Source organism: Salmonella sp. 32070601201500089SM, assembly GCF_017573605.1.
GTDB classification, from domain to species: Bacteria; Pseudomonadota; Gammaproteobacteria; order Enterobacterales; family Enterobacteriaceae; genus Salmonella; species Salmonella enterica.
The window spans coordinates 159,842-180,748 of sequence record NZ_JAGETK010000001.1; the positions used below are offsets into that span (position 1 = coordinate 159,842).

The 20,907-nt window shown below is 54.2% G+C and carries 16 protein-coding genes; 15 read left to right on the plus strand and 1 reads right to left on the minus strand.

The features are described from left to right. The first annotated feature begins 105 nt into the window (after nucleotides 1-105). The 11 genes from J4728_RS00720 to J4728_RS00770 all read left to right on the plus strand — a co-directional run bounded on the left by J4728_RS00720 (nucleotide 106) and on the right by J4728_RS00770 (nucleotide 12,560). The gene (locus J4728_RS00720) at nucleotides 106-867 is read left to right on the plus strand and encodes a M48 family metallopeptidase (protein ID WP_000792301.1); all 762 of its coding nucleotides are present in this window, start codon (nucleotides 106-108) and stop codon (nucleotides 865-867) included. A 172-nt stretch (nucleotides 868-1,039) separates the two neighbouring features. Continuing rightward, a complete protein-coding gene (cmk, locus tag J4728_RS00725; RefSeq protein WP_000125007.1) occupies nucleotides 1,040-1,723 on the plus strand; it encodes a (d)CMP kinase in 684 nt (227 codons plus the stop codon). Nucleotides 1,724-1,836: 113 nt separating this feature from the next. Next, nucleotides 1,837-3,510, plus strand: a complete 1,674-nt coding sequence (gene rpsA, locus J4728_RS00730) for a 30S ribosomal protein S1 (protein WP_000140324.1) — start codon at nucleotides 1,837-1,839, stop codon at nucleotides 3,508-3,510. Nucleotides 3,511-3,665: 155 nt separating this feature from the next. Then, nucleotides 3,666-3,950: an integration host factor subunit beta gene (ihfB, locus tag J4728_RS00735; protein ID WP_000167332.1), complete on the plus strand. Its 285-nt coding sequence runs from the start codon at nucleotides 3,666-3,668 to the stop codon at nucleotides 3,948-3,950. Between the two features lie 229 nt (nucleotides 3,951-4,179). Beyond that, complete coding sequence (locus J4728_RS00740; protein ID WP_208210911.1) at nucleotides 4,180-6,444, plus strand: ComEC family protein; 2,265 nt, start codon at nucleotides 4,180-4,182, stop codon at nucleotides 6,442-6,444. Nucleotides 6,445-6,480: 36 nt separating this feature from the next. Beyond that, on the plus strand, nucleotides 6,481-8,229 hold the full coding sequence (gene msbA / locus J4728_RS00745) for a lipid A ABC transporter ATP-binding protein/permease MsbA (RefSeq protein WP_208210913.1): 1,749 nt from the start codon (nucleotides 6,481-6,483) through the stop codon (nucleotides 8,227-8,229). Further along, the gene (lpxK, locus tag J4728_RS00750; protein WP_000561679.1) at nucleotides 8,226-9,203 is read left to right on the plus strand and encodes a tetraacyldisaccharide 4'-kinase; all 978 of its coding nucleotides are present in this window, start codon (nucleotides 8,226-8,228) and stop codon (nucleotides 9,201-9,203) included. Before msbA ends, lpxK begins: the two co-directional genes overlap by 4 nt. Before the next feature lie 43 nt (nucleotides 9,204-9,246). Continuing rightward, on the plus strand, nucleotides 9,247-10,479 hold the full coding sequence (locus tag J4728_RS00755) for a winged helix-turn-helix domain-containing protein (protein WP_208210915.1): 1,233 nt from the start codon (nucleotides 9,247-9,249) through the stop codon (nucleotides 10,477-10,479). A gap of 51 nt (nucleotides 10,480-10,530) precedes the next feature. Then, nucleotides 10,531-10,713: a protein YcaR gene (gene ycaR, locus J4728_RS00760; protein ID WP_000350061.1), complete on the plus strand. Its 183-nt coding sequence runs from the start codon at nucleotides 10,531-10,533 to the stop codon at nucleotides 10,711-10,713. Then, complete coding sequence (kdsB, locus tag J4728_RS00765; protein ID WP_000011576.1) at nucleotides 10,710-11,456, plus strand: 3-deoxy-manno-octulosonate cytidylyltransferase; 747 nt, start codon at nucleotides 10,710-10,712, stop codon at nucleotides 11,454-11,456. Before ycaR ends, kdsB begins: the two co-directional genes overlap by 4 nt. A gap of 210 nt (nucleotides 11,457-11,666) precedes the next feature. Then, nucleotides 11,667-12,560, plus strand: coding sequence for a YcbJ family phosphotransferase (locus J4728_RS00770; RefSeq protein WP_208210919.1), 894 nt, complete (start codon nucleotides 11,667-11,669; stop codon nucleotides 12,558-12,560). Here J4728_RS00770 and elyC read toward each other — a convergent pair. Then, nucleotides 12,540-13,316: an envelope biogenesis factor ElyC gene (gene elyC / locus J4728_RS00775; RefSeq protein WP_000899554.1), complete on the minus strand. Its 777-nt coding sequence runs from the start codon at nucleotides 13,314-13,316 to the stop codon at nucleotides 12,540-12,542. The two genes, J4728_RS00770 and elyC, sit on opposite strands and share 21 nt — an antisense overlap. A 135-nt stretch (nucleotides 13,317-13,451) precedes the next feature. Between elyC and cmoM the strand changes: the two genes are divergently transcribed. From cmoM to mukB, 4 genes are read left to right on the plus strand one after another with little or no spacing between them, the layout of a single operon-like run. After that, a complete protein-coding gene (gene cmoM, locus J4728_RS00780) occupies nucleotides 13,452-14,255 on the plus strand; it encodes a tRNA uridine 5-oxyacetic acid(34) methyltransferase CmoM (protein ID WP_001154028.1) in 804 nt (267 codons plus the stop codon). Further along, on the plus strand, nucleotides 14,248-15,570 hold the full coding sequence (gene mukF / locus J4728_RS00785; RefSeq protein WP_023204240.1) for a chromosome partition protein MukF: 1,323 nt from the start codon (nucleotides 14,248-14,250) through the stop codon (nucleotides 15,568-15,570). The genes cmoM and mukF overlap by 8 nt, the downstream gene beginning before the upstream one ends. Continuing rightward, the gene (gene mukE, locus J4728_RS00790; protein ID WP_000060025.1) at nucleotides 15,551-16,255 is read left to right on the plus strand and encodes a chromosome partition protein MukE; all 705 of its coding nucleotides are present in this window, start codon (nucleotides 15,551-15,553) and stop codon (nucleotides 16,253-16,255) included. The genes mukF and mukE overlap by 20 nt, the downstream gene beginning before the upstream one ends. Continuing rightward, on the plus strand, nucleotides 16,255-20,721 hold the full coding sequence (gene mukB / locus J4728_RS00795) for a chromosome partition protein MukB (protein ID WP_000572738.1): 4,467 nt from the start codon (nucleotides 16,255-16,257) through the stop codon (nucleotides 20,719-20,721). The genes mukE and mukB overlap by 1 nt, the downstream gene beginning before the upstream one ends. Nucleotides 20,722-20,907: the final 186 nt, after the last annotated feature.

Consider the following 20,907-nt stretch of genomic DNA (forward strand, 5'->3'; position numbering starts at 1 on the left):
GTCCGTATTCGCACTATTTTTATAATTATGACTAATGCTAATTTGTTGATGATTTAACACATTGATTTATGTGTTTTTTATAATAGTTATCAACGGAAGATTAGTATGAAAAATAAATCATTACTACTGGCGGTGGCGATTTCCGCCACGCTACTGGCAGGATGTAAAAATGGCGTGAATGGCAATTTAATCGCCAGTTCAGGCATGTCAGCCTACAAAGCCGCCACACTGTCCGATGCGGATGTTAAGGCATTATCTAATAATGCCTGTAAACAAATGGACAGCGAGAATCAACTGGCAGGTTCGAAAAGCAAATACACCAAACGTCTGAGCAAAATCGCCAAAGCGCTGGGTAACAACATTGACGGTACGCCGGTTAGCTATAAAGTCTATATGACCAGCGATATCAACGCATGGGCGATGGCGAACGGTTGCGTTCGCGTATACTCCGGCCTGATGGATCTGATGACCGATAATGAAATTGAAGGCGTACTGGGCCATGAACTGGGCCATGTCTCTTTAGGGCACTCTCGCAAGGCAATGCAGACCGCTTATGCCACGCTGGCGGCTCGCGATGCGATTTCCGCCACCAGCGGCGTCGCAGCGCAGCTTTCCCAGTCTCAATTGGGCGATCTGGCGGAAGGCGTCATCAATTCGGCGTTTTCTCGCAGTCAGGAGTCGGATGCGGATGACTTCTCTTACGATCTGCTGAAAAAACGCGGGATTAACACCCAGGGCTTAGTCACGGCATTCGATAAATTCGCCACAATGGACGCAGGTCATGCAAAATCATTGATGGACTCCCACCCGGCTTCAGCCGATCGCGCGCAGCATATGCGCGACAGAATTGCCGAAGATAAAAAGTAAATCATTGTCATCTTTCGGGCTGGTTTCTCGCCGGCCCGCTATAATTGCGCAATTATTCCGCATCTGATTACAGACAAAACTGGTTTTTGCACGCAACGTTAACGGTCGCGAGCGTTGGCGCGTATAATGCGCGGCGTTTACGTTAACGGTACGCCTGTTTAAGGAGATAAAGATGACGGCAATTGCCCCGGTAATAACCATTGATGGCCCAAGCGGTGCAGGTAAAGGCACCTTGTGCAAAGCAATGGCGGAAGCATTGCAATGGCATCTGCTGGATTCCGGCGCGATATACCGCGTACTGGCGCTGGCGGCATTGCATCACCATGTCGATCTCGCCTCTGAAGATGCGCTGGTGCCGCTGGCGTCCCATCTGGACGTGCGTTTCGTCTCAACGGACGGCAACCTGGAAGTTATCCTGGAAGGCGAGGACGTTAGCGGCGAAATTCGTACGCAGGAAGTCGCGAACGCGGCATCCCAGGTGGCGGCATTCCCACGCGTGCGTGAAGCGCTTCTTCGCCGCCAACGTGCATTCCGCGAAGCGCCTGGTTTAATCGCCGATGGACGCGATATGGGGACCGTGGTCTTCCCGGATGCGCCGGTAAAAATTTTCCTTGACGCCTCCTCGGAGGAACGTGCGCATCGACGTATGCTACAGTTGCAGGAGAATGGCTTTAGTGTTAACTTTGAACGCCTTTTGGCCGAGATCAAGGAACGCGACGATCGCGATCGTAATCGCGCTGTAGCGCCGTTAGTTCCTGCTGCTGATGCATTAGTTTTGGATTCTACCCGATTAAGCATTGAGCAAGTGATTGAAAAAGCGTTACAATATGCGCGCCAAAAATTGGCTCTCGCTTAAATGCGACCGAATTTGTAGTACCCCCGTTGCAAAGGATTGACAGCGGGTATGTTAAACAACCCCATCCGGCACGGAGCCAGGTGGACGTTAAATATGAAACCTGAAGATTAAACATGACTGAATCTTTTGCTCAACTCTTTGAAGAATCCTTAAAAGAAATCGAAACCCGCCCGGGTTCCATCGTTCGTGGTGTTGTTGTTGCTATCGACAAAGACGTAGTACTGGTTGACGCCGGTCTGAAATCTGAGTCTGCCATTCCGGCTGAGCAGTTCAAAAACGCCCAGGGCGAACTGGAAATCCAGGTTGGTGACGAAGTTGACGTTGCTCTGGATGCAGTAGAAGACGGCTTCGGTGAAACTCTGCTCTCTCGTGAGAAAGCTAAACGTCACGAAGCATGGATCACGCTGGAAAAAGCTTACGAAGATGCTGAAACTGTTACCGGTGTTATCAACGGCAAAGTTAAGGGTGGCTTCACTGTTGAGCTGAACGGTATTCGCGCGTTCCTGCCAGGTTCTCTGGTAGACGTTCGTCCGGTGCGTGACACTCTGCACCTGGAAGGCAAAGAGCTTGAATTCAAAGTAATCAAGCTGGACCAGAAACGTAACAACGTTGTGGTTTCTCGTCGTGCCGTTATCGAATCCGAAAACAGCGCAGAACGCGATCAGCTGCTGGAAAACCTGCAGGAAGGCATGGAAGTTAAAGGTATCGTTAAGAACCTCACTGACTACGGTGCATTCGTTGATCTGGGCGGCGTTGACGGCCTGCTGCACATCACTGATATGGCCTGGAAACGCGTTAAGCATCCGAGCGAAATCGTGAACGTTGGCGACGAAATCAACGTGAAAGTGCTGAAATTCGACCGCGAGCGTACCCGTGTATCTCTGGGCCTGAAACAGCTGGGCGAAGATCCGTGGGTTGCTATCGCTAAACGTTATCCGGAAGGTACCAAACTGACCGGTCGCGTGACCAACCTGACCGACTACGGCTGCTTCGTTGAAATCGAAGAAGGCGTTGAAGGCCTGGTTCACGTTTCCGAAATGGACTGGACCAACAAAAACATCCACCCGTCCAAAGTGGTTAACGTTGGCGACGTAGTGGAAGTGATGGTTCTGGATATCGACGAAGAACGTCGTCGTATCTCCCTGGGTCTGAAGCAGTGCAAATCTAACCCGTGGCAGCAGTTCGCAGAAACCCACAACAAGGGCGACCGCGTTGAAGGTAAAATCAAGTCTATCACTGACTTCGGTATCTTCATCGGCCTGGACGGCGGCATCGACGGCCTGGTTCACCTGTCTGACATCTCCTGGAACGTTGCAGGCGAAGAAGCAGTTCGTGAATACAAAAAAGGCGACGAAATCGCTGCAGTTGTTCTGCAGGTTGACGCAGAACGTGAACGTATCTCCCTGGGCGTTAAACAGCTCGCAGAAGATCCGTTCAACAACTGGGTTGCTCTGAACAAGAAAGGCGCTATCGTAACCGGTAAAGTCACTGCAGTTGACGCGAAAGGCGCAACCGTAGAACTGGCTGACGGCGTTGAAGGTTACCTGCGTGCTTCTGAAGCATCCCGTGACCGCGTTGAAGATGCGACTCTGGTTCTGAGCGTTGGCGACGACGTTGAAGCTAAATTCACAGGCGTTGATCGTAAAAACCGCGCAATCAGCCTGTCTGTTCGTGCGAAAGACGAAGCTGACGAGAAAGATGCCATCGCAACTGTTAACAAACAGGAAGATGCAAACTTCTCTAACAACGCAATGGCTGAAGCATTCAAAGCAGCTAAAGGCGAGTAATCCTCTGAAACTTCGGGTCTTTTAGTCCGAAGTATAACGAGATTACTTGACAGATTGCAGGTTTCGGCCTGTAATCAAGCACTAAGGGCGGCTACGGCCGCCCTTAATCAATCTCACGGCTGCAGCCAATTTGCCTTTAAGGAACCGGAGGAATTATGACCAAGTCAGAATTGATTGAAAGACTTGCAACCCAGCAATCTCACATTCCCGCTAAGGCGGTTGAAGACGCGGTAAAAGAGATGCTGGAGCATATGGCCTCGACTCTTGCGCAGGGCGAGCGTATTGAAATCCGCGGTTTCGGCAGTTTTTCTTTGCATTACCGCGCGCCTCGTACCGGACGTAACCCCAAGACCGGCGATAAAGTGGAACTGGAAGGAAAATACGTTCCTCACTTTAAACCGGGTAAAGAACTGCGCGATCGCGCCAATATTTACGGTTAAGTTTTAACGCAAAACTTGAACCCGAAAAAAGCACCGTCAGGGTGCTTTTTTCATTTATACGCCGTCAGGCGCAAACGCTATTCGACCGAAAACTGGAAAACGTTTCGCATTTTTTGCTGCGTCTTACATTTATCAGGTAAAAAACCTGGAATCCGCGCCGTATAGCACAAAATCCCCTCCAGACAATGGCGTCCTGAACCTGCACACTTTCCCGCACAGGGAGGTGTCTATGAAGATAACGACGGTCAGCGTATGCGTAGTATGCGGCATACTTCCGCTCATGATATTGCCAGTATTACCTGATACGTGGATTCTCGCGGTGCTGTTTTGTCTGGCATGTTTGCTTTGCCTCATACCCCATCACTATGCGCGCTACGCGGCATTAACCTTGCTCTTTTTCATGTGGGGGATATTTGCCGCCAGGCAGGCCATCTGGGCGGGAAACGTCCTGCCTGCCGCGACGCAGGAGGCGACAGTCGTCATTACTGCCACCGATCATATGACCACTCATTATGGGCGAATCACCCATTTGCGCGGAAAGCCGCTCTTTCCTGCTGTAGGGATTGTCCTGCATGGCCAGTACTTACCCACGGAAGTGTGTGCCGGGCAACAGTGGGCGATGACGCTGAAGGTCAGAGCGGTACACGGACAGCTTAACGAAGGCGGTTTTGATAGCCAGCGTTACGCGCTAGCGCAGCACCAACCGTTGACCGGGCGTTTTCTACAGGCTAAAGCGATTAACCCTGAGTGTAGCTTGCGTGGGCGCTATCTTGCTTCGCTTCGCGCTACGCTTGCGCCTTATCCGTGGCAGCAGGTTATTCTGGCGTTGGGAATGGGGGAGCGGGGAGCGGTGTCGCAGGAGGTGAAGGCCGTTATGCGCGACACGGGAACTGCCCATTTGATGGCGATTTCCGGCCTGCATATCGCTTTTGCTGCGTTATTGGCTGCCGGATTAATCCGTGGCGGACAATTCTTTTTGCCGGTCAGATGGATTCGTTGGCAGACGCCATTGCTGGGCGGCATTCTTTGCGCGATATGTTATGCCTGGCTTACCGGCTTACAACCGCCTGCGCTGCGCACGGTGGCGGCACTGAGCGTCTGGGGAGGATTAAAATTAAGCGGACGACAGTGGAGCGGCTGGCAAGTCTGGTGCTGCTGTCTGGCCGCGATTATTTTCGCCGATCCTGTGGCGGTTATATCACAAAGTCTTTGGCTGTCAGCATTTGCGGTTGCCGGCCTGTTATTCTGGTATCAGTGGTTTCCTGCGCCAAACGGAAATTTTCCACGAGGCTTACGCTGGTTGCTTAACCTGCTTCACCTACAGGCAGGCATTACACTTCTGCTTTTGCCTCTCCAGGTGGCGCTTTTTCATGGCATAAGCGTTACCGCAATGCTGGCGAATCTTTTTGCCGTACCCTGGGTCACATTTGTGATGGTTCCGCTCATCCTGGCGGGAATGATTCTGCATTTAACCGGGCCGTTTTTTCTTGAAGAGTGGGTATGGTACCTGACCGATCGCGCGTTAGCCGCGCTATTTTACCTGTTGAATGCTTTACCGCAGGGCTGGGTGAATATTGATAACCGTTGGCAGTGGCTGACGTTTTTGCCCTGGCTAATGCTTATCGCGTGGCGATTAAACGTCTGGCGTACCTGGCCGGCGGCCTGTTTATGCGGGTTATTGTTGATGAGCTGGCCACTCTGGCGGCCGATAAACGCCAGTGGATGGCAGGTGCATATGCTGGATGTTGGTCAGGGGCTGGCGATAGCGATCGTCAGGGGCGATAAAGTAATACTCTACGATACCGGTCGGGCATGGCCGGAGGGCGACAGCGGGCAACAGGTTATTATTCCCTGGTTGCGCTGGCATAATCTGACGCCGGAGGGCGTTATTTTGAGTCATGAGCATCTGGATCATCGGGGCGGGCTGCGTTCGCTACAGCAGGTCTGGCCGTCAATGTGGATTCGCAGCCCGTTAGGCTGGCAGGGACATTTGCCCTGTTTTCGCGGTGAGCAGTGGCAATGGCAGGGGCTAACGTTTCAGGCGCACTGGCCGTTACGCGAAAGTGCCGATCGAGGAAATAACCGCTCCTGTGTGGTCAAAGTGGATGACGGCGTACATAGCATCCTGCTCACGGGCGATATTGAAGCGGGCGCTGAACAAAAAATGCTAAGTCGTTACTGGCGACATCTTGCGGCGACGTTTATCCAGGTGCCGCATCATGGTAGTAATACGTCGTCGTCGCTACCATTTATTCAGCGCGTACATGGTGAAGCGGCGCTGGCGTCCGCATCGCGCTATAACGCATGGCGGCTGCCGTCCCGCAAGGTAAAACAGCGCTACCGACAGCAGGCGTATCAGTGGTTTGATACACCCCACCAGGGGCAAATTTCACTGCGGTTTTCTCCGCAGGGCTGGCGCATACAAGGCTTACGGGATCAAATTTTACCTCGCTGGTATCATCAGTGGTTTGGCGTGTCCGAGGATAACGGGTAGAATATGCGGCTATTTCAACAAATGCTGGTTTTTTGAATGCATAACGATAAAGATCTCTCTACGTGGCAGACCTTCCGCCGACTGTGGCCAACCATAGCGCCTTTTAAAGCAGGTCTGATCGTGGCGGGCATAGCGTTAATTCTCAACGCAGCCAGCGATACCTTCATGCTATCGCTCCTCAAGCCATTACTGGATGATGGTTTCGGTAAAACGGATCGCTCAGTGTTGCTGTGGATGCCGCTGGTGGTTATTGGGCTGATGATATTACGAGGCATCACTAGCTATATCTCCAGCTACTGTATTTCATGGGTGTCAGGCAAGGTGGTAATGACCATGCGCCGTCGCCTGTTTGGCCATATGATGGGAATGCCCGTCGCCTTCTTTGATAAACAGTCTACCGGTACGCTGCTGTCGCGTATTACTTACGATTCAGAACAGGTTGCCTCTTCTTCATCTGGCGCGCTGATTACCGTGGTGCGTGAAGGGGCATCGATCATCGGATTGTTTATCATGATGTTCTATTACAGCTGGCAGCTGTCGATCATCCTGGTTGTTTTAGCGCCGATTGTGTCGATTGCGATTCGCGTTGTCTCAAAGCGGTTCCGCAGCATCAGTAAAAATATGCAGAACACGATGGGACAAGTGACTACCAGCGCTGAACAAATGCTGAAAGGACACAAAGAGGTACTGATTTTTGGCGGTCAGGAAGTCGAAACTAAACGCTTTGATAAAGTCAGCAATAAGATGCGACTGCAAGGCATGAAAATGGTCTCTGCCTCGTCAATTTCCGATCCTATCATTCAGCTCATTGCCTCGCTGGCGCTGGCGTTTGTCCTCTATGCTGCGAGCTTCCCAAGCGTAATGGATAGCCTGACGGCAGGGACCATCACCGTGGTGTTCTCCTCCATGATCGCGCTGATGCGTCCATTAAAATCGCTGACAAACGTTAACGCGCAGTTCCAGCGTGGGATGGCGGCTTGTCAGACGTTGTTTGCGATTCTGGACAGCGAACAGGAGAAAGATGAAGGTAAACGTGTCATTGACCGCGCGACCGGCGATCTCGAATTCCGCAATGTGACGTTTACTTACCCGGGCCGTGAAGTGCCGGCATTGCGTAACATCAATTTGAAAATTCCTGCCGGGAAAACCGTGGCGCTGGTGGGGCGTTCCGGATCGGGTAAATCAACTATCGCCAGTCTGATCACCCGTTTCTACGATATTGATGAAGGACACATCCTGATGGATGGTCACGATCTACGCGAATACACTCTGGCCTCTCTACGTAATCAGGTGGCGCTGGTTTCGCAAAGCGTGCATCTGTTTAACGACACGGTCGCTAATAACATTGCTTATGCCCGGACGGAAGAATACAGCCGCGAGCAGATTGAAGAGGCGGCGCGCATGGCCTATGCCATGGACTTTATCAACAAGATGGATAATGGCCTGGATACCATTATCGGCGAAAACGGCGTACTGCTTTCCGGCGGTCAACGCCAGCGTATCGCGATTGCCCGCGCCTTACTGCGCGACAGCCCGATTCTGATCCTTGATGAAGCTACGTCCGCGCTGGATACCGAATCTGAACGTGCGATTCAGGCGGCGTTAGATGAGTTGCAGAAAAACCGTACCTCTCTGGTGATTGCGCACCGTCTCTCCACCATCGAACAGGCGGATGAGATCGTTGTGGTCGAAGACGGTATTATCGTTGAGCGCGGCACTCATAGCGAGCTGCTGGCGCAACACGGCGTTTACGCCCAGCTACATAAGATGCAATTTGGCCAATGATTGCGCGTATCTGGTCGGGTGAATCCCCGCTATGGCGGTTACTGCTGCCGCTCTCCTGGCTGTATGGCCTGGTGAGCGGGGCGATTCGTCTGAGCTATAAGCTTGGTTTTAAACGCGCCTGGCGAGCGCCGGTACCGGTGGTTGTGGTAGGGAATCTTACGGCTGGCGGTAACGGTAAAACCCCCGTAGTCATTTGGCTGGTGGAAAAGCTGCAACAGCGTGGCGTGCGCGTGGGGGTCGTTTCCCGCGGCTACGGCGGGAAAGCTGCCGCTTATCCGCTACTTCTGACGCCGGAGACGACAACCGCAGAAGCGGGAGATGAACCGGTATTGATTTACCAACGGACCGGCGCGCCTGTCGCGGTGGCGCCTGAACGCGCCGCGGCGGTGAAAGCGATTCTGGCGGCGCATAATGTGCAGATTATTATCACCGACGATGGGTTGCAGCATTACCGACTAGCGCGAGATATTGAAATTGTGGTGATTGACGGGGTGCGCCGTTTTGGCAACGGCTGGTGGCTTCCTGCCGGCCCTATGCGCGAACGCGCCAGTCGCCTGAAAACCGTGGACGCCGCTATCGTGAATGGCGGCGTCGCCCGGGCGGGTGAAATCCCCATGCAGCTAGCGCCTGGACTGGCGGTGAACTTACGTACGGGAGCGCGTTGCGATGTGGCGCAACTGAGCAATATTGTGGCGATGGCGGGCATCGGTCATCCGCCGCGCTTTTTCGCGACGCTGGAAGCCTGTGGCGCGCATCCGCAAAAGTGCGTCCCGCTGGCCGATCATCAAACGCTCGCCCCTGCTGACGTTCAGGCGTTGGTCGGTGAAGGACAGACCCTGGTAATGACGGAAAAAGACGCGGTGAAATGCCGTGCTTTTGCCGAAGATAACTGGTGGTTCTTACCGGTTGATGCGCGTTTGTCCGGTGAGCAGCCTGATAAGTTGCTTGAACATATCACCTCGCTGGTTCGCTAGCGTCCCCCAATGCAGCGGCAGTGATGAATTTATGGAGTCATGAATGTCATTGCCGTACCTTTCTCTTTCCCAGGCCCGGTGTCTTCACCTTGCTGCGCAGGGGCTATTGAAAAAGCCACGCCGTAACGTGCTGCCTGGCGATGTTCTTGCCGCCATCTCACGCATGGCGTTGCTGCAAATTGATACCATCAATGTTGTCGCACGTAGCCCCTATCTGGTGCTGTTTAGCCGTCTCGGTTCGTACCCGCAGGCCTGGATGGATGAGGCGCTGCGACGCGGCGAGTTAATGGAATACTGGGCGCATGAGGCCTGTTTCTTACCACGCCGCGACTTTAAACTTATCCGCCATCGTATGCTGTCGCCGGAAAAAATGGGCTGGAAATATCGCGCGGCATGGATGCATGAGCACGCGGAAGAAATAGAACAGCTGGTGCGGCATATTCAGGAGCACGGTCCGGTGCGTTCTGCCGATTTTGAACATGCGCAGAAAGGCGTCAGCGGCTGGTGGGAATGGAAACCACATAAACGCCACCTTGAGGGTTTATTTACCGCCGGAAAAGTCATGGTTGTTGAGCGGCGTAATTTTCAACGCGTATATGATTTAACGCCCCGTGTGATGCCGCACTGGGATGATGAACGCGATGGACTGTCACAGCCGCAGGCGGAAAGCCTGATGCTGGATAATAGCGCGCGCAGTCTGGGGATTTTCCGTGAACAGTGGCTGGCGGATTACTACCGCCTGAAACGTCCTGACCTGAAGGGATGGCGGGAGAGCCGGGCGGAACAGCAGCAGATTATTCCGGTCGAGGTGGAAACGTTGGGGCGGATGTGGCTTCATGCCGATCTTCTTTCGCAGCTGGAACCGGCGCTGAATAACGCCTTAAAGGCGACCCATAGCGCAGTACTGTCGCCTTTCGATCCTGTGGTATGGGATCGCAAGCGGGCAGCGCAGCTCTTCGGATTTAGCTATCGGCTGGAATGTTATACGCCCGCGGCGAAGCGCCAGTACGGTTATTTTGTGCTGCCGCTATTATACCAGGGCCGTTTAGTCGGGCGAATGGATGCCAAAATGCATCGTAAAACAGGGGTGCTTGAGGTTATCTCGCTGTATCTGGAGGACGATATCCGCCCTGGCGTTAGTCTGCAAAAAGGAATCTGGCAGGCTATTAGCGCGTTTGCTGCCTGGCAACGGGCATCGCGCGTGACGCTGGGACAATGTCCGCCAGGCCTGTTTAGCGCCATGCGTCATGGCTGGGAAATAGACCCTGCACCATAACCGATTATGTTAATATTGAAGGATTCACAATCCGGTCCATCTGGAGGAACTATGGATCATCGTCTGCTTGAAATCATCGCCTGCCCGGTATGTAACGGCAAACTCTGGTATAACCAGGAACAGCAAGAATTAATTTGCAAACTGGACAATCTCGCTTTCCCGTTACGCGACGGCATTCCTGTATTGCTGGAAAATGAAGCTCGCGCCCTGACATCTGATGAGAGTAAATCATGAGTTTCGTTGTCATCATTCCGGCCCGTTTTTCATCTACCCGACTGCCAGGCAAACCATTAGTGGATATTAATGGTAAACCCATGATTGTTCATGTCCTGGAGCGGGCGCGCGAATCTGGCGCGGAACGCATTATTGTCGCGACCGATCATGAAGACGTGGCTCGTGCGGTAGAAGCGGCTGGCGGCGAAGTGTGCATGACGCGCGCCGATCACCAGTCCGGCACCGAACGGTTGGCGGAAGTGGTAGAGAAGTGCGGATTCAGCGACGATACCGTTATTGTGAACGTTCAGGGCGATGAGCCGATGATCCCGGCGGTTATTATTCGCCAGGTCGCGGAAAATCTGGCGCAGCGCCAGGTTGGCATGGCGACGCTGGCGGTGCCGATTCACAGCGCCGAAGAAGCGTTTAACCCGAATGCGGTAAAAGTCGTGCTGGATGCTGAAGGCTATGCGCTTTACTTTTCCCGGGCGACGATTCCCTGGGATCGCGACCGCTTTGCAAAAAGTCTGGAAACGGTAGGGGATACTTGCCTTCGTCACCTGGGCATTTATGGCTATCGCGCGGGATTTATCCGCCGTTACGTGAGCTGGCAACCCAGCCCGCTGGAACATATTGAAATGCTGGAGCAACTCCGTGTGCTGTGGTACGGCGAAAAAATTCATGTCGCCGTCGCCAAAGCGGTGCCCGGCACGGGCGTAGACACCGCCGACGACCTGGAGCGCGTACGCGCTGAAATGCGTTAACATGATCCTGTTCATGATCGTCTTAGACGGTCATGAACAGCGCGGTATGATAGCGCAAAGATGAATACTCACGTCTGCTCATCAGTGGCGGCTTTCTCGTACCGTTACGATTTTCCTCATTTTTCTTTTCTTCCCTTGATCTGATACGGGTGACATCTGTCCATACGACGCTCATTATTAAAGCAGTAGCACTAATGGGGGTAATCTGGAATGGAGCAGTTGCGGGCCGAACTCAGTCATTTGTTGGGTGAAAAACTTAGTCGTATAGAGTGCGTGAATGAGAAAGCGGATTCCGCATTGTGGTCATTATATGACAGCCAGGGCATTCCGATGCCGCTGATGGCGCGAAGTTTTACCACTCCCGGCGTTGCGCAGCAACTGGCATGGAAAACCTCAATGCTGGCGCGTAGCGGTACGGTGAGGATGCCGGTAATCTATGGCGTATTGACGCATGAAGAGCATCCTGGTCCGGATGTGCTGCTACTGGAACGACTGCGCGGCGTGCCGGTCGAGGCGCCGGCGCGCACTCCGGAACGCTGGGAACAGCTAAAAGATCAGATTGTCGAAGGATTGTTAGCCTGGCATCGGCAGGATAGCCGCGGTTGCGTTGGCGCCGTAGACCATACTCAGGAGAATATCTGGCCTTCCTGGTATCGTCAGCGGGTGGAGGTGCTGTGGACGACGCTAAATCAGTTCAGCAATACCGGTCTGACGATGCAGGACAGACGCATTCTGTTTCGTACCAGAGAATGTCTTCCTTCGTTATTTGAAGGGTTTAACGACAACTGCGTACTGGTGCATGGCAACTTCTGCCTGCGCAGTATGCTTAAAGACGCCCGTAGCGATCAGCTTCTGGCGATGGTCGGCCCCGGGCTGATGATGTGGGCGCCGAGAGAGTTCGAACTGTTTCGCCTGATGGATAATCCATTGGCGGAGGGATTGCTTTGGCATTATCTGCAACGCGCGCCAGTGGCGGAGTCCTTCATCTGGCGGCGTTGGCTCTATGTGCTGTGGGACGAGGTTGCGCAATTGGTCAATACCGGACGTTTTAACCGTACCAATTTTGATCTGGCGGCGAAATCATTACTCCCCTGGCTTGCCTGATATGCCTTTCAGCCATTGCCAAAGTCTCCCTAATGTTTCATACCCAGCGCGATCGCTGTGCATCAGCCAGACCGGGGACGGAATTGCCCGCTCCCAGGGATTGAGCGGCGAATCGATCGCCAACTGATTCGCCGGCGCGGGAAGCGGATTCAGCCCGGCATGCTGAAAGAAAATCATCGCACGCGGCAAATGCGAGGCGGAGGTTACCAACAGGAAAGGGGCGTCGCCGATGGCCTGTTTAACGGCGGCGGCTTCTTCTTCCGTATCTTTTGGTTTATCCAGCGTAATAATATCGCTACGTGGTACGCCCAGCGACTGCGCCACCCGTGCACCGACTTCCGCCGTGCTTACCGTATTGGTTTTTGCTACGCCGCCGGTAAAAATCAGCCTGGCTCCCGGATTCGCGCGCCACAGCCGGATGCCTTCGGCCAGCCGCGGCAAGCTGTTGTTAATTAAATTAGAGCTCGGCGCCCACTGCGGGTTCCAGGTATAACCGCCGCCGAGAACCACAATATATTCCACCTTTTGCGGACCCTGCCAGGTAGGGTAGCGGTTTTCTATCGGACGCAGCAGATGGTCAGAGACGGGTTGCAGGCTTAAAAGCAATAGCGCCAGCCAACCTACGCTGATAAATACTTTTCCGGTCTTCTGAAAGCGGCTAAACCAGAGCAGCGCCAGGCCGACGCCAATGATCAGCAACATCAGCGGAAGCGGCAATAACATACCGCCAATCACTTTCTTTAGCGTAAAAAGCATCCTTTTTGGTTCCTTTTTTAACCATATAGCGGAGGATTAACGGTGATATTACACCAGACAGGTTCATTCTGGCCGCGGCTGTGACAAAATAGCGGTTTTATCAGATAACGCCTGAGCCAGCCTGTGGAGAGTCCGATGCAGGATCGCAATTTTGATGACATTGCTGAAAAGTTTTCCCGTAACATTTACGGCACGACCAAAGGACAACTGCGGCAAGCCATTCTGTGGCAAGACCTGGATCGCGTGCTGGAGGAGATTGGCGGGCGAAAACTGCGGGTACTGGATGCCGGCGGCGGCGAAGGGCAAACGGCGATTAAGATGGCGGAACGCGGCCATCAGGTAACATTATGCGATCTGTCTGGCGAAATGATCGCCCGCGCGCGGCAGGCGGCCGAGGCAAAAGGTGTGAGCAAAGACATGCATTTTATACAATGCCCGGCTCAGGACGTCGCTTCGCATTTGGAAAGCCCGGTTGATCTGATATTGTTTCATGCTGTGCTGGAGTGGGTAGCCGATCCTGTCGGCGTATTAGAAACGCTCTGGTCAGTATTGCGCCCTGGCGGCGTGCTGTCGTTGATGTTCTATAACGCTAACGGTTTGCTGATGCACAATATGGTGGCGGGTAATTTTGACTACGTGCAGGCGGGGATGCCTAAACGCAAGAAGCGCACGCTGTCGCCTGACTACCCGCGCGACCCCGCGCAGGTGTACCAGTGGCTGGAGGCGATTGGCTGGCAGATTACCGGTAAAACCGGCGTGCGTGTGTTTCATGATTATCTGCGTGAAAAACACCAGCAGCGTGACTGTTATGAGACCCTGGTCGAACTGGAAACGCGTTATTGCCGCCAGGAGCCGTATATTAGCCTTGGGCGCTACATTCATGTCACCGCGATTAAAAGCCCGGCGCTAGCCGCAGATGCAAGGATAACCTATGAGTGAATTTTCCCAGACAGTCCCCGAACTGGTTGCCTGGGCCAGAAAAAACGACTTTTCCATCTCGCTGCCGGTAGACAGACTTTCCTTTCTGCTGGCGGTCGCCACGTTGAACGGCGAACGCCTTGACGGCGAGATGAGTGAAGGCGAGCTGGTGGATGCATTCCGCCATGTGAGTGATGCGTTTGAGCAAACCAGCGAAACCATCGGCGTGCGCGCGAACAACGCGATTAACGATATGGTGCGTCAACGTCTGCTGAACCGCTTTACCAGCGAGCAGGCTGAAGGCAATGCGATTTACCGATTAACCCCGCTCGGGATTGGCATCACCGATTACTACATTCGTCAACGCGAATTCTCTACGCTGCGTCTTTCTATGCAGTTGTCGATTGTGGCCGGCGAATTGAAGCGCGCGGCGGATGCGGCAGCGGAGGGTGGCGATGAGTTCCACTGGCATCGCAACGTTTACGCGCCATTGAAATATTCGGTGGCGGAGATTTTCGACAGTATCGATCTCACCCAGCGCATCATGGATGAACAGCAGCAGCAGGTGAAAGACGATATCGCACAACTGCTGAATAAAGACTGGCGGGCGGCGATTTCCAGCTGTGAACTGCTGCTTTCTGAAACGTCCGGTACGCTGCGCGAGTTGCAGGATACGCTGGAGGCGGCGGGCGATAAGCTGCAGGCTAACCTGCTGCGCATTCAGGATGCCACGATGATGCACGACGATCTGCATTTTGTCGACAGGCTGGTGTTTGACTTACAAAGTAAACTCGACCGCATTATCAGTTGGGGTCAGCAGTCTATTGATTTATGGATCGGCTACGATCGTCACGTGCATAAATTTATCCGTACCGCGATCGATATGGATAAAAACCGTGTCTTCGCCCAGCGGTTGCGCCAGTCCGTGCAGACTTATTTTGACGATCCGTGGGCGCTAACCTACGCGAATGCCGATCGTCTGCTGGATATGCGCGATGAAGAGATGGCGTTGCGTGACGATGAAGTCACCGGGGAGTTGCCGCCGGATCTGGAATATGAAGAGTTTAACGAGATCCGCGAGCAGTTAGCGGCCATCATTGAGGAACAGCTGGCTATCTACAAAACCAGACAAACGCCACTGGATCTTGGGCTGGTGGTGCGCGAGTATCTGGCGCAATACCCGCGCGCGCGTCATTTCGACGTGGCGCGTATTGTTATCGATCAAGCGGTACGTCTTGGCGTAGCGCAAGCAGATTTCACCGGACTGCCAGCCAAATGGCAGCCGATTAATGATTACGGAGCCAAGGTACAGGCGCATGTCATTGACAAATATTGAACAAGTGATGCCGGTTAAGCTGGCGCAGGCGCTGGCGAATCCGTTATTTCCGGCGCTGGATAGCGCATTACGTTCGGGCCGCCACATCGGGCTGGACGAACTGGATAATCATGCCTTTCTGATGGATTTTCAGGAATACCTGGAAGAGTTTTACGCGCGTTATAACGTGGAGCTGATTCGCGCGCCGGAGGGGTTCTTCTACCTGCGTCCGCGTTCTACCACGCTTATCCCGCGCTCGGTGTTATCCGAACTGGATATGATGGTCGGTAAAATTCTCTGCTACCTCTATCTTAGCCCGGAGCGTCTGGCCAACGAAGGGATCTTTACTCAGCAAGAGTTGTACGACGAGCTGCTTACCCTTGCGGACGAAGCCAAACTGCTAAAGCTGGTGAATAACCGCTCGACGGGATCTGACGTTGATCGTCAGAAACTGCAGGAAAAGGTGCGTTCTTCTTTAAACCGCCTGCGTCGTTTGGGCATGGTATGGTTTATGGGCCACGACAGTAGCAAATTCCGCATTACCGAATCGGTCTTCCGCTTTGGCGCGGATGTCCGCGCCGGCGACGATCCTCGCGAGGCGCAGCGTCGTCTCATCCGCGACGGGGAAGCGATGCCCATTGAAAACCATCTGCAACTTAATGATGAGACCGAAGAGAGTCAGCCGGACAGTGGAGAGGAAGAATAATGATTGAACGCGGTAAATTTCGCTCGCTAACGCTGATTAACTGGAACGGTTTTTTTGCCCGCACTTTTGACCTGGATGAACTGGTCACGACGTTATCCGGGGGCAACGGCGCCGGGAAATCCACGACGATGGCGGCGTTCGTCACGGCGCTGATCCCGGATCTTACATTACTGCACTTTCGTAACACCACGGAAGCCGGCGCCACCAGCGGTTCGCGCGATAAAGGTCTGCACGGTAAGCTGAAGGCGGGCGTCTGTTACTCCATGCTCGACACCATTAATTCCCGCCATCAGCGGGTGGTGGTCGGCGTGCGTCTGCAGCAGGTCGCTGGGCGCGATCGCAAAGTGGACATCAAACCGTTCGCTATCCAGGGGCTGCCGATGTCGGTACAGCCGACACAACTGGTGACGGAGACATTAAACGAACGTCAGGCGCGCGTACTGTCGCTTGCTGAGCTGAAAGACAAGCTTGACGAGATGGAAGGCGTGCAGTTTAAGCAGTTTAACTCCATCACCGATTATCATTCGCTGATGTTTGACTTAGGGATTATCGCCCGTCGTCTGCGCTCCGCTTCCGATCGTAGTAAATTCTATCGTTTGATAGAGGCCTCGCTGTACGGCGGGATCTCCAGCGCCATTACCCGATCGCTACGCGATTATTTATTGCCGGAAAACAGCGGCGTGCGCAAGGCGTTCCAGGATATGGAAGCGGCGCTGCGCGAGAACCGACTCACGCTGGAAGCGATTCGTGTTACCCAATCCGATCGCGATCTGTTTAAGCATTTGATCAGCGAAGCCACCGATTATGTGGCGGCGGATTATATGCGCCACGCCAATGAGCGTCGGGTTCACCTTGATCAGGCGTTGGCGTTTCGACGCGAACTGTACACATCGCGCAAACAACTGGCGGCGGAGCAGTACAAGCACGTCGATATGGCCCGTGAGTTGGGCGAACATAACGGCGCCGAAGGTTCTCTTGAAGCGGATTACCAGGCGGCGAGCGATCACCTGAATCTGGTGCAAACCGCGCTGCGCCAGCAGGAAAAAATTGAACGCTACGAAGCGGATCTTGAAGAGCTGCAGATTCGACTCGAAGAGCAAAACGAAGTGGTGGCGGAAGCCGCCGAAATGCAGGACGAAAATGAAGCGCGTGCCGAAGCCGCCGAGCTGGAAGTCGATGAACTCAAAAGCCAGCTTGCGGATTACCAGCAGGCGCTGGATGTACAGCAAACGCGCGCGATTCAGTATAACCAGGCGATATCAGCGCTCGCCCGCGCTAAAGAACTTTGCCATCTGCCGGATCTAACGCCGGAAAGCGCCGCCGAATGGCTGGATACTTTCCAGGCAAAAGAGCAGGAAGCTACGGAAAAACTGCTGTCGTTGGAACAAAAAATGAGCGTGGCGCAAACCGCGCACAGCCAGTTTGAGCAGGCTTACCAGCTAGTAGCGGCGATCAACGGCCCGCTGGCGCGTAGCGAAGCCTGGGACGTGGCGCGCGAGCTGTTACGGGACGGCGTGAACCAGCGTCATCTGGCGGAACAGGTACAGCCGTTGCGGATGCGCCTGAGCGAACTGGAACAGCGGCTGCGCGAGCAGCAAGAGGCGGAACGTCTGCTGGCTGAGTTCTGTAAGCGACAGGGCAAAAATTTTGATATTGACGAACTGGAAGCGCTGCATCAGGAGCTGGAAGCCCGCATAGCGTCCTTGTCTGATAGCGTGTCGTCAGCCAGCGAACAGCGTATGGCCTTGCGTCAGGAGCAGGAGCAGCTTCAGTCGCGTATTCAACATCTGATGCAACGCGCTCCTGTCTGGCTGGCGGCGCAGAATAGCCTGAACCAGCTTAGCGAACAGTGCGGCGAGGAGTTTACGTCCAGCCAGGAAGTGACCGAATACCTGCAACAGCTACTGGAGCGTGAGCGCGAAGCCATTGTCGAACGCGACGAAGTGGGCGCGCGTAAAAATGCGGTTGATGAAGAGATCGAACGTTTAAGCCAGCCGGGCGGCGCGGAAGACCAGCGTTTGAATGCGCTGGCGGAGCGTTTTGGCGGGGTACTGCTGTCGGAAATCTACGACGATGTCAGTCTTGAAGATGCGCCGTACTTTTCCGCACTGTATGGCCCGTCGCGCCATGCGATCGTCGTACCGGATTTATCGCAAATAGCCGAACAGCTTGAAGGTCTGACCGACTGCCCGGAAGATCTGTACCTGATCGAAGGCGATCCGCAGTCTTTTGATGACAGCGTATTCAGCGTTGACGAGCTGGAAAAGGCGGTGGTCGTGAAAATTGCCGACCGTCAGTGGCGTTATTCGCGTTTCCCGTCGCTGCCTATTTTTGGCCGCGCGGCGCGCGAGAACCGTATTGAGAGTCTCCATGCGGAACGGGAAGTGCTTTCCGAGCGCTTTGCCACGCTCTCGTTTGACGTGCAGAAAACCCAGCGTTTGCACCAGGCGTTCAGCCGTTTTATCGGTAGCCACCTTTCCGTTGCCTTTGAGGACGATCCGGAAGCGGAAATTCGCCGACTGAACGGGCGTCGCGTCGAACTGGAGCGCGCGCTGGCGACGCATGAAAGCGACAACCAGCAGCAGCGCCTTCAGTTTGAGCAGGCCAAAGAGGGCGTTTCCGCGCTTAACCGTTTGCTGCCGCGGCTGAATTTATTGGCCGATGAAACGCTGGCCGATCGGGTCGATGAAATTCAGGAGCGGTTGGATGAGGCGCAGGAAGCGGCGCGATTTGTGCAGCAATATGGAAACCAGTTAGCCAAACTGGAGCCAGTAGTTTCCGTTCTGCAAAGCGATCCGGAACAGTTTGAGCAATTAAAAGAAGACTATGCATGGTCGCAGCAAATGCAGCGCGACGCGCGCCAGCAGGCTTTTGCTCTGGCTGAAGTTGTCGAACGTCGGGCGCATTTCAGCTATTCCGACTCGGCGGAAATGCTGAGCGGCAACAGCGATCTCAACGAAAAGCTGCGCCAGCGGCTGGAGCAGGCGGAAGCCGAGCGTACCCGCGCCCGCGAAGCGCTGCGCAGCCATGCCGCGCAGTTAAGTCAGTACAGCCAGGTTCTGGCCTCGCTAAAAAGCTCTTACGACACGAAAAAAGAGCTGCTTAACGATTTGCAGCGCGAATTACAGGATATTGGCGTTCGCGCCGACAGCGGGGCGGAAGAGCGCGCCCGCCAGCGTCGGGATGAACTGCACGCTCAGTTGAGCAATAACCGTTCGCGTCGCAATCAGCTTGAGAAAGCGCTCACCTTCTGCGAAGCGGAGATGGAGAACCTGACCCGTAAGCTGCGCAAGCTGGAGCGTGATTATCATGAAATGCGCGAGCAGGTCGTGACCGCGAAAGCTGGCTGGTGCGCAGTCATGCGGATGGTGAAAGACAATGGCGTGGAACGCCGTCTGCACCGTCGTGAGCTGGCTTATCTGTCGGCGGATGAACTGCGCTCCATGTCGGATAAGGCGTTGGGCGCGCTGCGCCTGGCCGTCGCGGATAACGAACATCTGCGCGACGTATTGCGTCTGTCGGAAGATCCGAAACGCCCGGAACGTAAAATCCAGTTCTTTGTGGCCGTTTACCAGCATCTGCGCGAGCGTATTCGTCAGGATATTATTCGTACCGACGATCCGGTTGAAGCCATTGAACAAATGGAGATTGAACTGAGCCGTCTGACGGAAGAGCTGACATCGCGTGAGCAAAAGCTGGCGATCAGTTCCCGCAGCGTGGCAAACATTATCCGCAAGACTATCCAGCGTGAGCAGAACCGTATCCGTATGCTGAACCAGGGGTTGCAAAGCGTCTCGTTTGGCCAGGTGAATAGCGTGCGGTTAAACGTCAACGTGCGTGAAACGCATGCCACCTTGCTGGATGTGCTTTCAGAACAGCAGGAGCAGCACCAGGATCTGTTTAACAGCAATCGTCTGACCTTCTCCGAAGCGCTGGCGAAACTGTACCAGCGTCTGAATCCGCAGATCGATATGGGGCAACGCACGCCGCAGACCATCGGCGAGGAGCTGCTGGACTACCGTAACTATCTGGAAATGGAAGTTGAAGTTAACCGTGGGTCCGACGGCTGGCTGCGTGCGGAATCCGGCGCGCTATCAACGGGGGAAGCTATCGGGACCGGGATGTCAATTCTGGTGATGGTGGTGCAAAGCTGGGAAGACGAAGCGCGCAGACTGCGCGGGAAAGATATTTCGCCATGTCGCCTGCTGTTCCTCGATGAAGCGGCGCGTCTGGATGCGCGCTCTATCGCCACGCTGTTTGAACTATGCGAACGTTTGCAGATGCAGCTCATCATCGCTGCGCCGGAAAACATCAGTCCGGAGAAGGGCACGACGTATAAACTGGTGCGTAAAGTGTTTCAGAATACTGAGCATGTTCATGTTGTCGGGCTGCGTGGCTTTGCGCCGCAGCTTCCGGAAACGCTTCCCGGTACGCAGACGGAAGATACGCCTTCAGAAGCGAGTTAAACACGGCAGAAACGATGAAGTGCCCGATGGCGCCTCGCTTATCAGGCAAGGCCGGATAAATCGGTTACGCCGCCATCCGGTACAACAAGTTCTGTTTTATCATTAGCCTGGGGCGGCGAAAGCCGCCTTTTTCTTTATCTGAAAAATCTCTCCGGGTAGTGCATTTTCTTTAAACTTCTTTACATT

Excerpts from the sequence above, each read along its gene's own strand:
- J4728_RS00720 (WP_000792301.1), top strand. The coding sequence starts at position 106 with ATGAAAAATAAATCATTACTACTGGCGGTGGCGATTTCCGCCACGCTA.
- cmk (WP_000125007.1), top strand. The coding sequence starts at position 1,040 with ATGACGGCAATTGCCCCGGTAATAACCATTGATGGCCCAAGCGGTGCA.
- rpsA (WP_000140324.1), top strand. The coding sequence starts at position 1,837 with ATGACTGAATCTTTTGCTCAACTCTTTGAAGAATCCTTAAAAGAAATC.
- ihfB (WP_000167332.1), top strand. The coding sequence starts at position 3,666 with ATGACCAAGTCAGAATTGATTGAAAGACTTGCAACCCAGCAATCTCAC.
- J4728_RS00740 (WP_208210911.1), top strand. The coding sequence starts at position 4,180 with ATGAAGATAACGACGGTCAGCGTATGCGTAGTATGCGGCATACTTCCG.
- msbA (WP_208210913.1), top strand. The coding sequence starts at position 6,481 with ATGCATAACGATAAAGATCTCTCTACGTGGCAGACCTTCCGCCGACTG.
- lpxK (WP_000561679.1), top strand. The coding sequence starts at position 8,226 with ATGATTGCGCGTATCTGGTCGGGTGAATCCCCGCTATGGCGGTTACTG.
- J4728_RS00755 (WP_208210915.1), top strand. The coding sequence starts at position 9,247 with ATGTCATTGCCGTACCTTTCTCTTTCCCAGGCCCGGTGTCTTCACCTT.
- ycaR (WP_000350061.1), top strand. The coding sequence starts at position 10,531 with ATGGATCATCGTCTGCTTGAAATCATCGCCTGCCCGGTATGTAACGGC.
- kdsB (WP_000011576.1), top strand. The coding sequence starts at position 10,710 with ATGAGTTTCGTTGTCATCATTCCGGCCCGTTTTTCATCTACCCGACTG.
- J4728_RS00770 (WP_208210919.1), top strand. The coding sequence starts at position 11,667 with ATGGAGCAGTTGCGGGCCGAACTCAGTCATTTGTTGGGTGAAAAACTT.
- elyC (WP_000899554.1), bottom strand. The coding sequence starts at position 13,316 with ATGCTTTTTACGCTAAAGAAAGTGATTGGCGGTATGTTATTGCCGCTT.
- cmoM (WP_001154028.1), top strand. The coding sequence starts at position 13,452 with ATGCAGGATCGCAATTTTGATGACATTGCTGAAAAGTTTTCCCGTAAC.
- mukF (WP_023204240.1), top strand. The coding sequence starts at position 14,248 with ATGAGTGAATTTTCCCAGACAGTCCCCGAACTGGTTGCCTGGGCCAGA.
- mukE (WP_000060025.1), top strand. The coding sequence starts at position 15,551 with ATGTCATTGACAAATATTGAACAAGTGATGCCGGTTAAGCTGGCGCAG.
- mukB (WP_000572738.1), top strand. The coding sequence starts at position 16,255 with ATGATTGAACGCGGTAAATTTCGCTCGCTAACGCTGATTAACTGGAAC.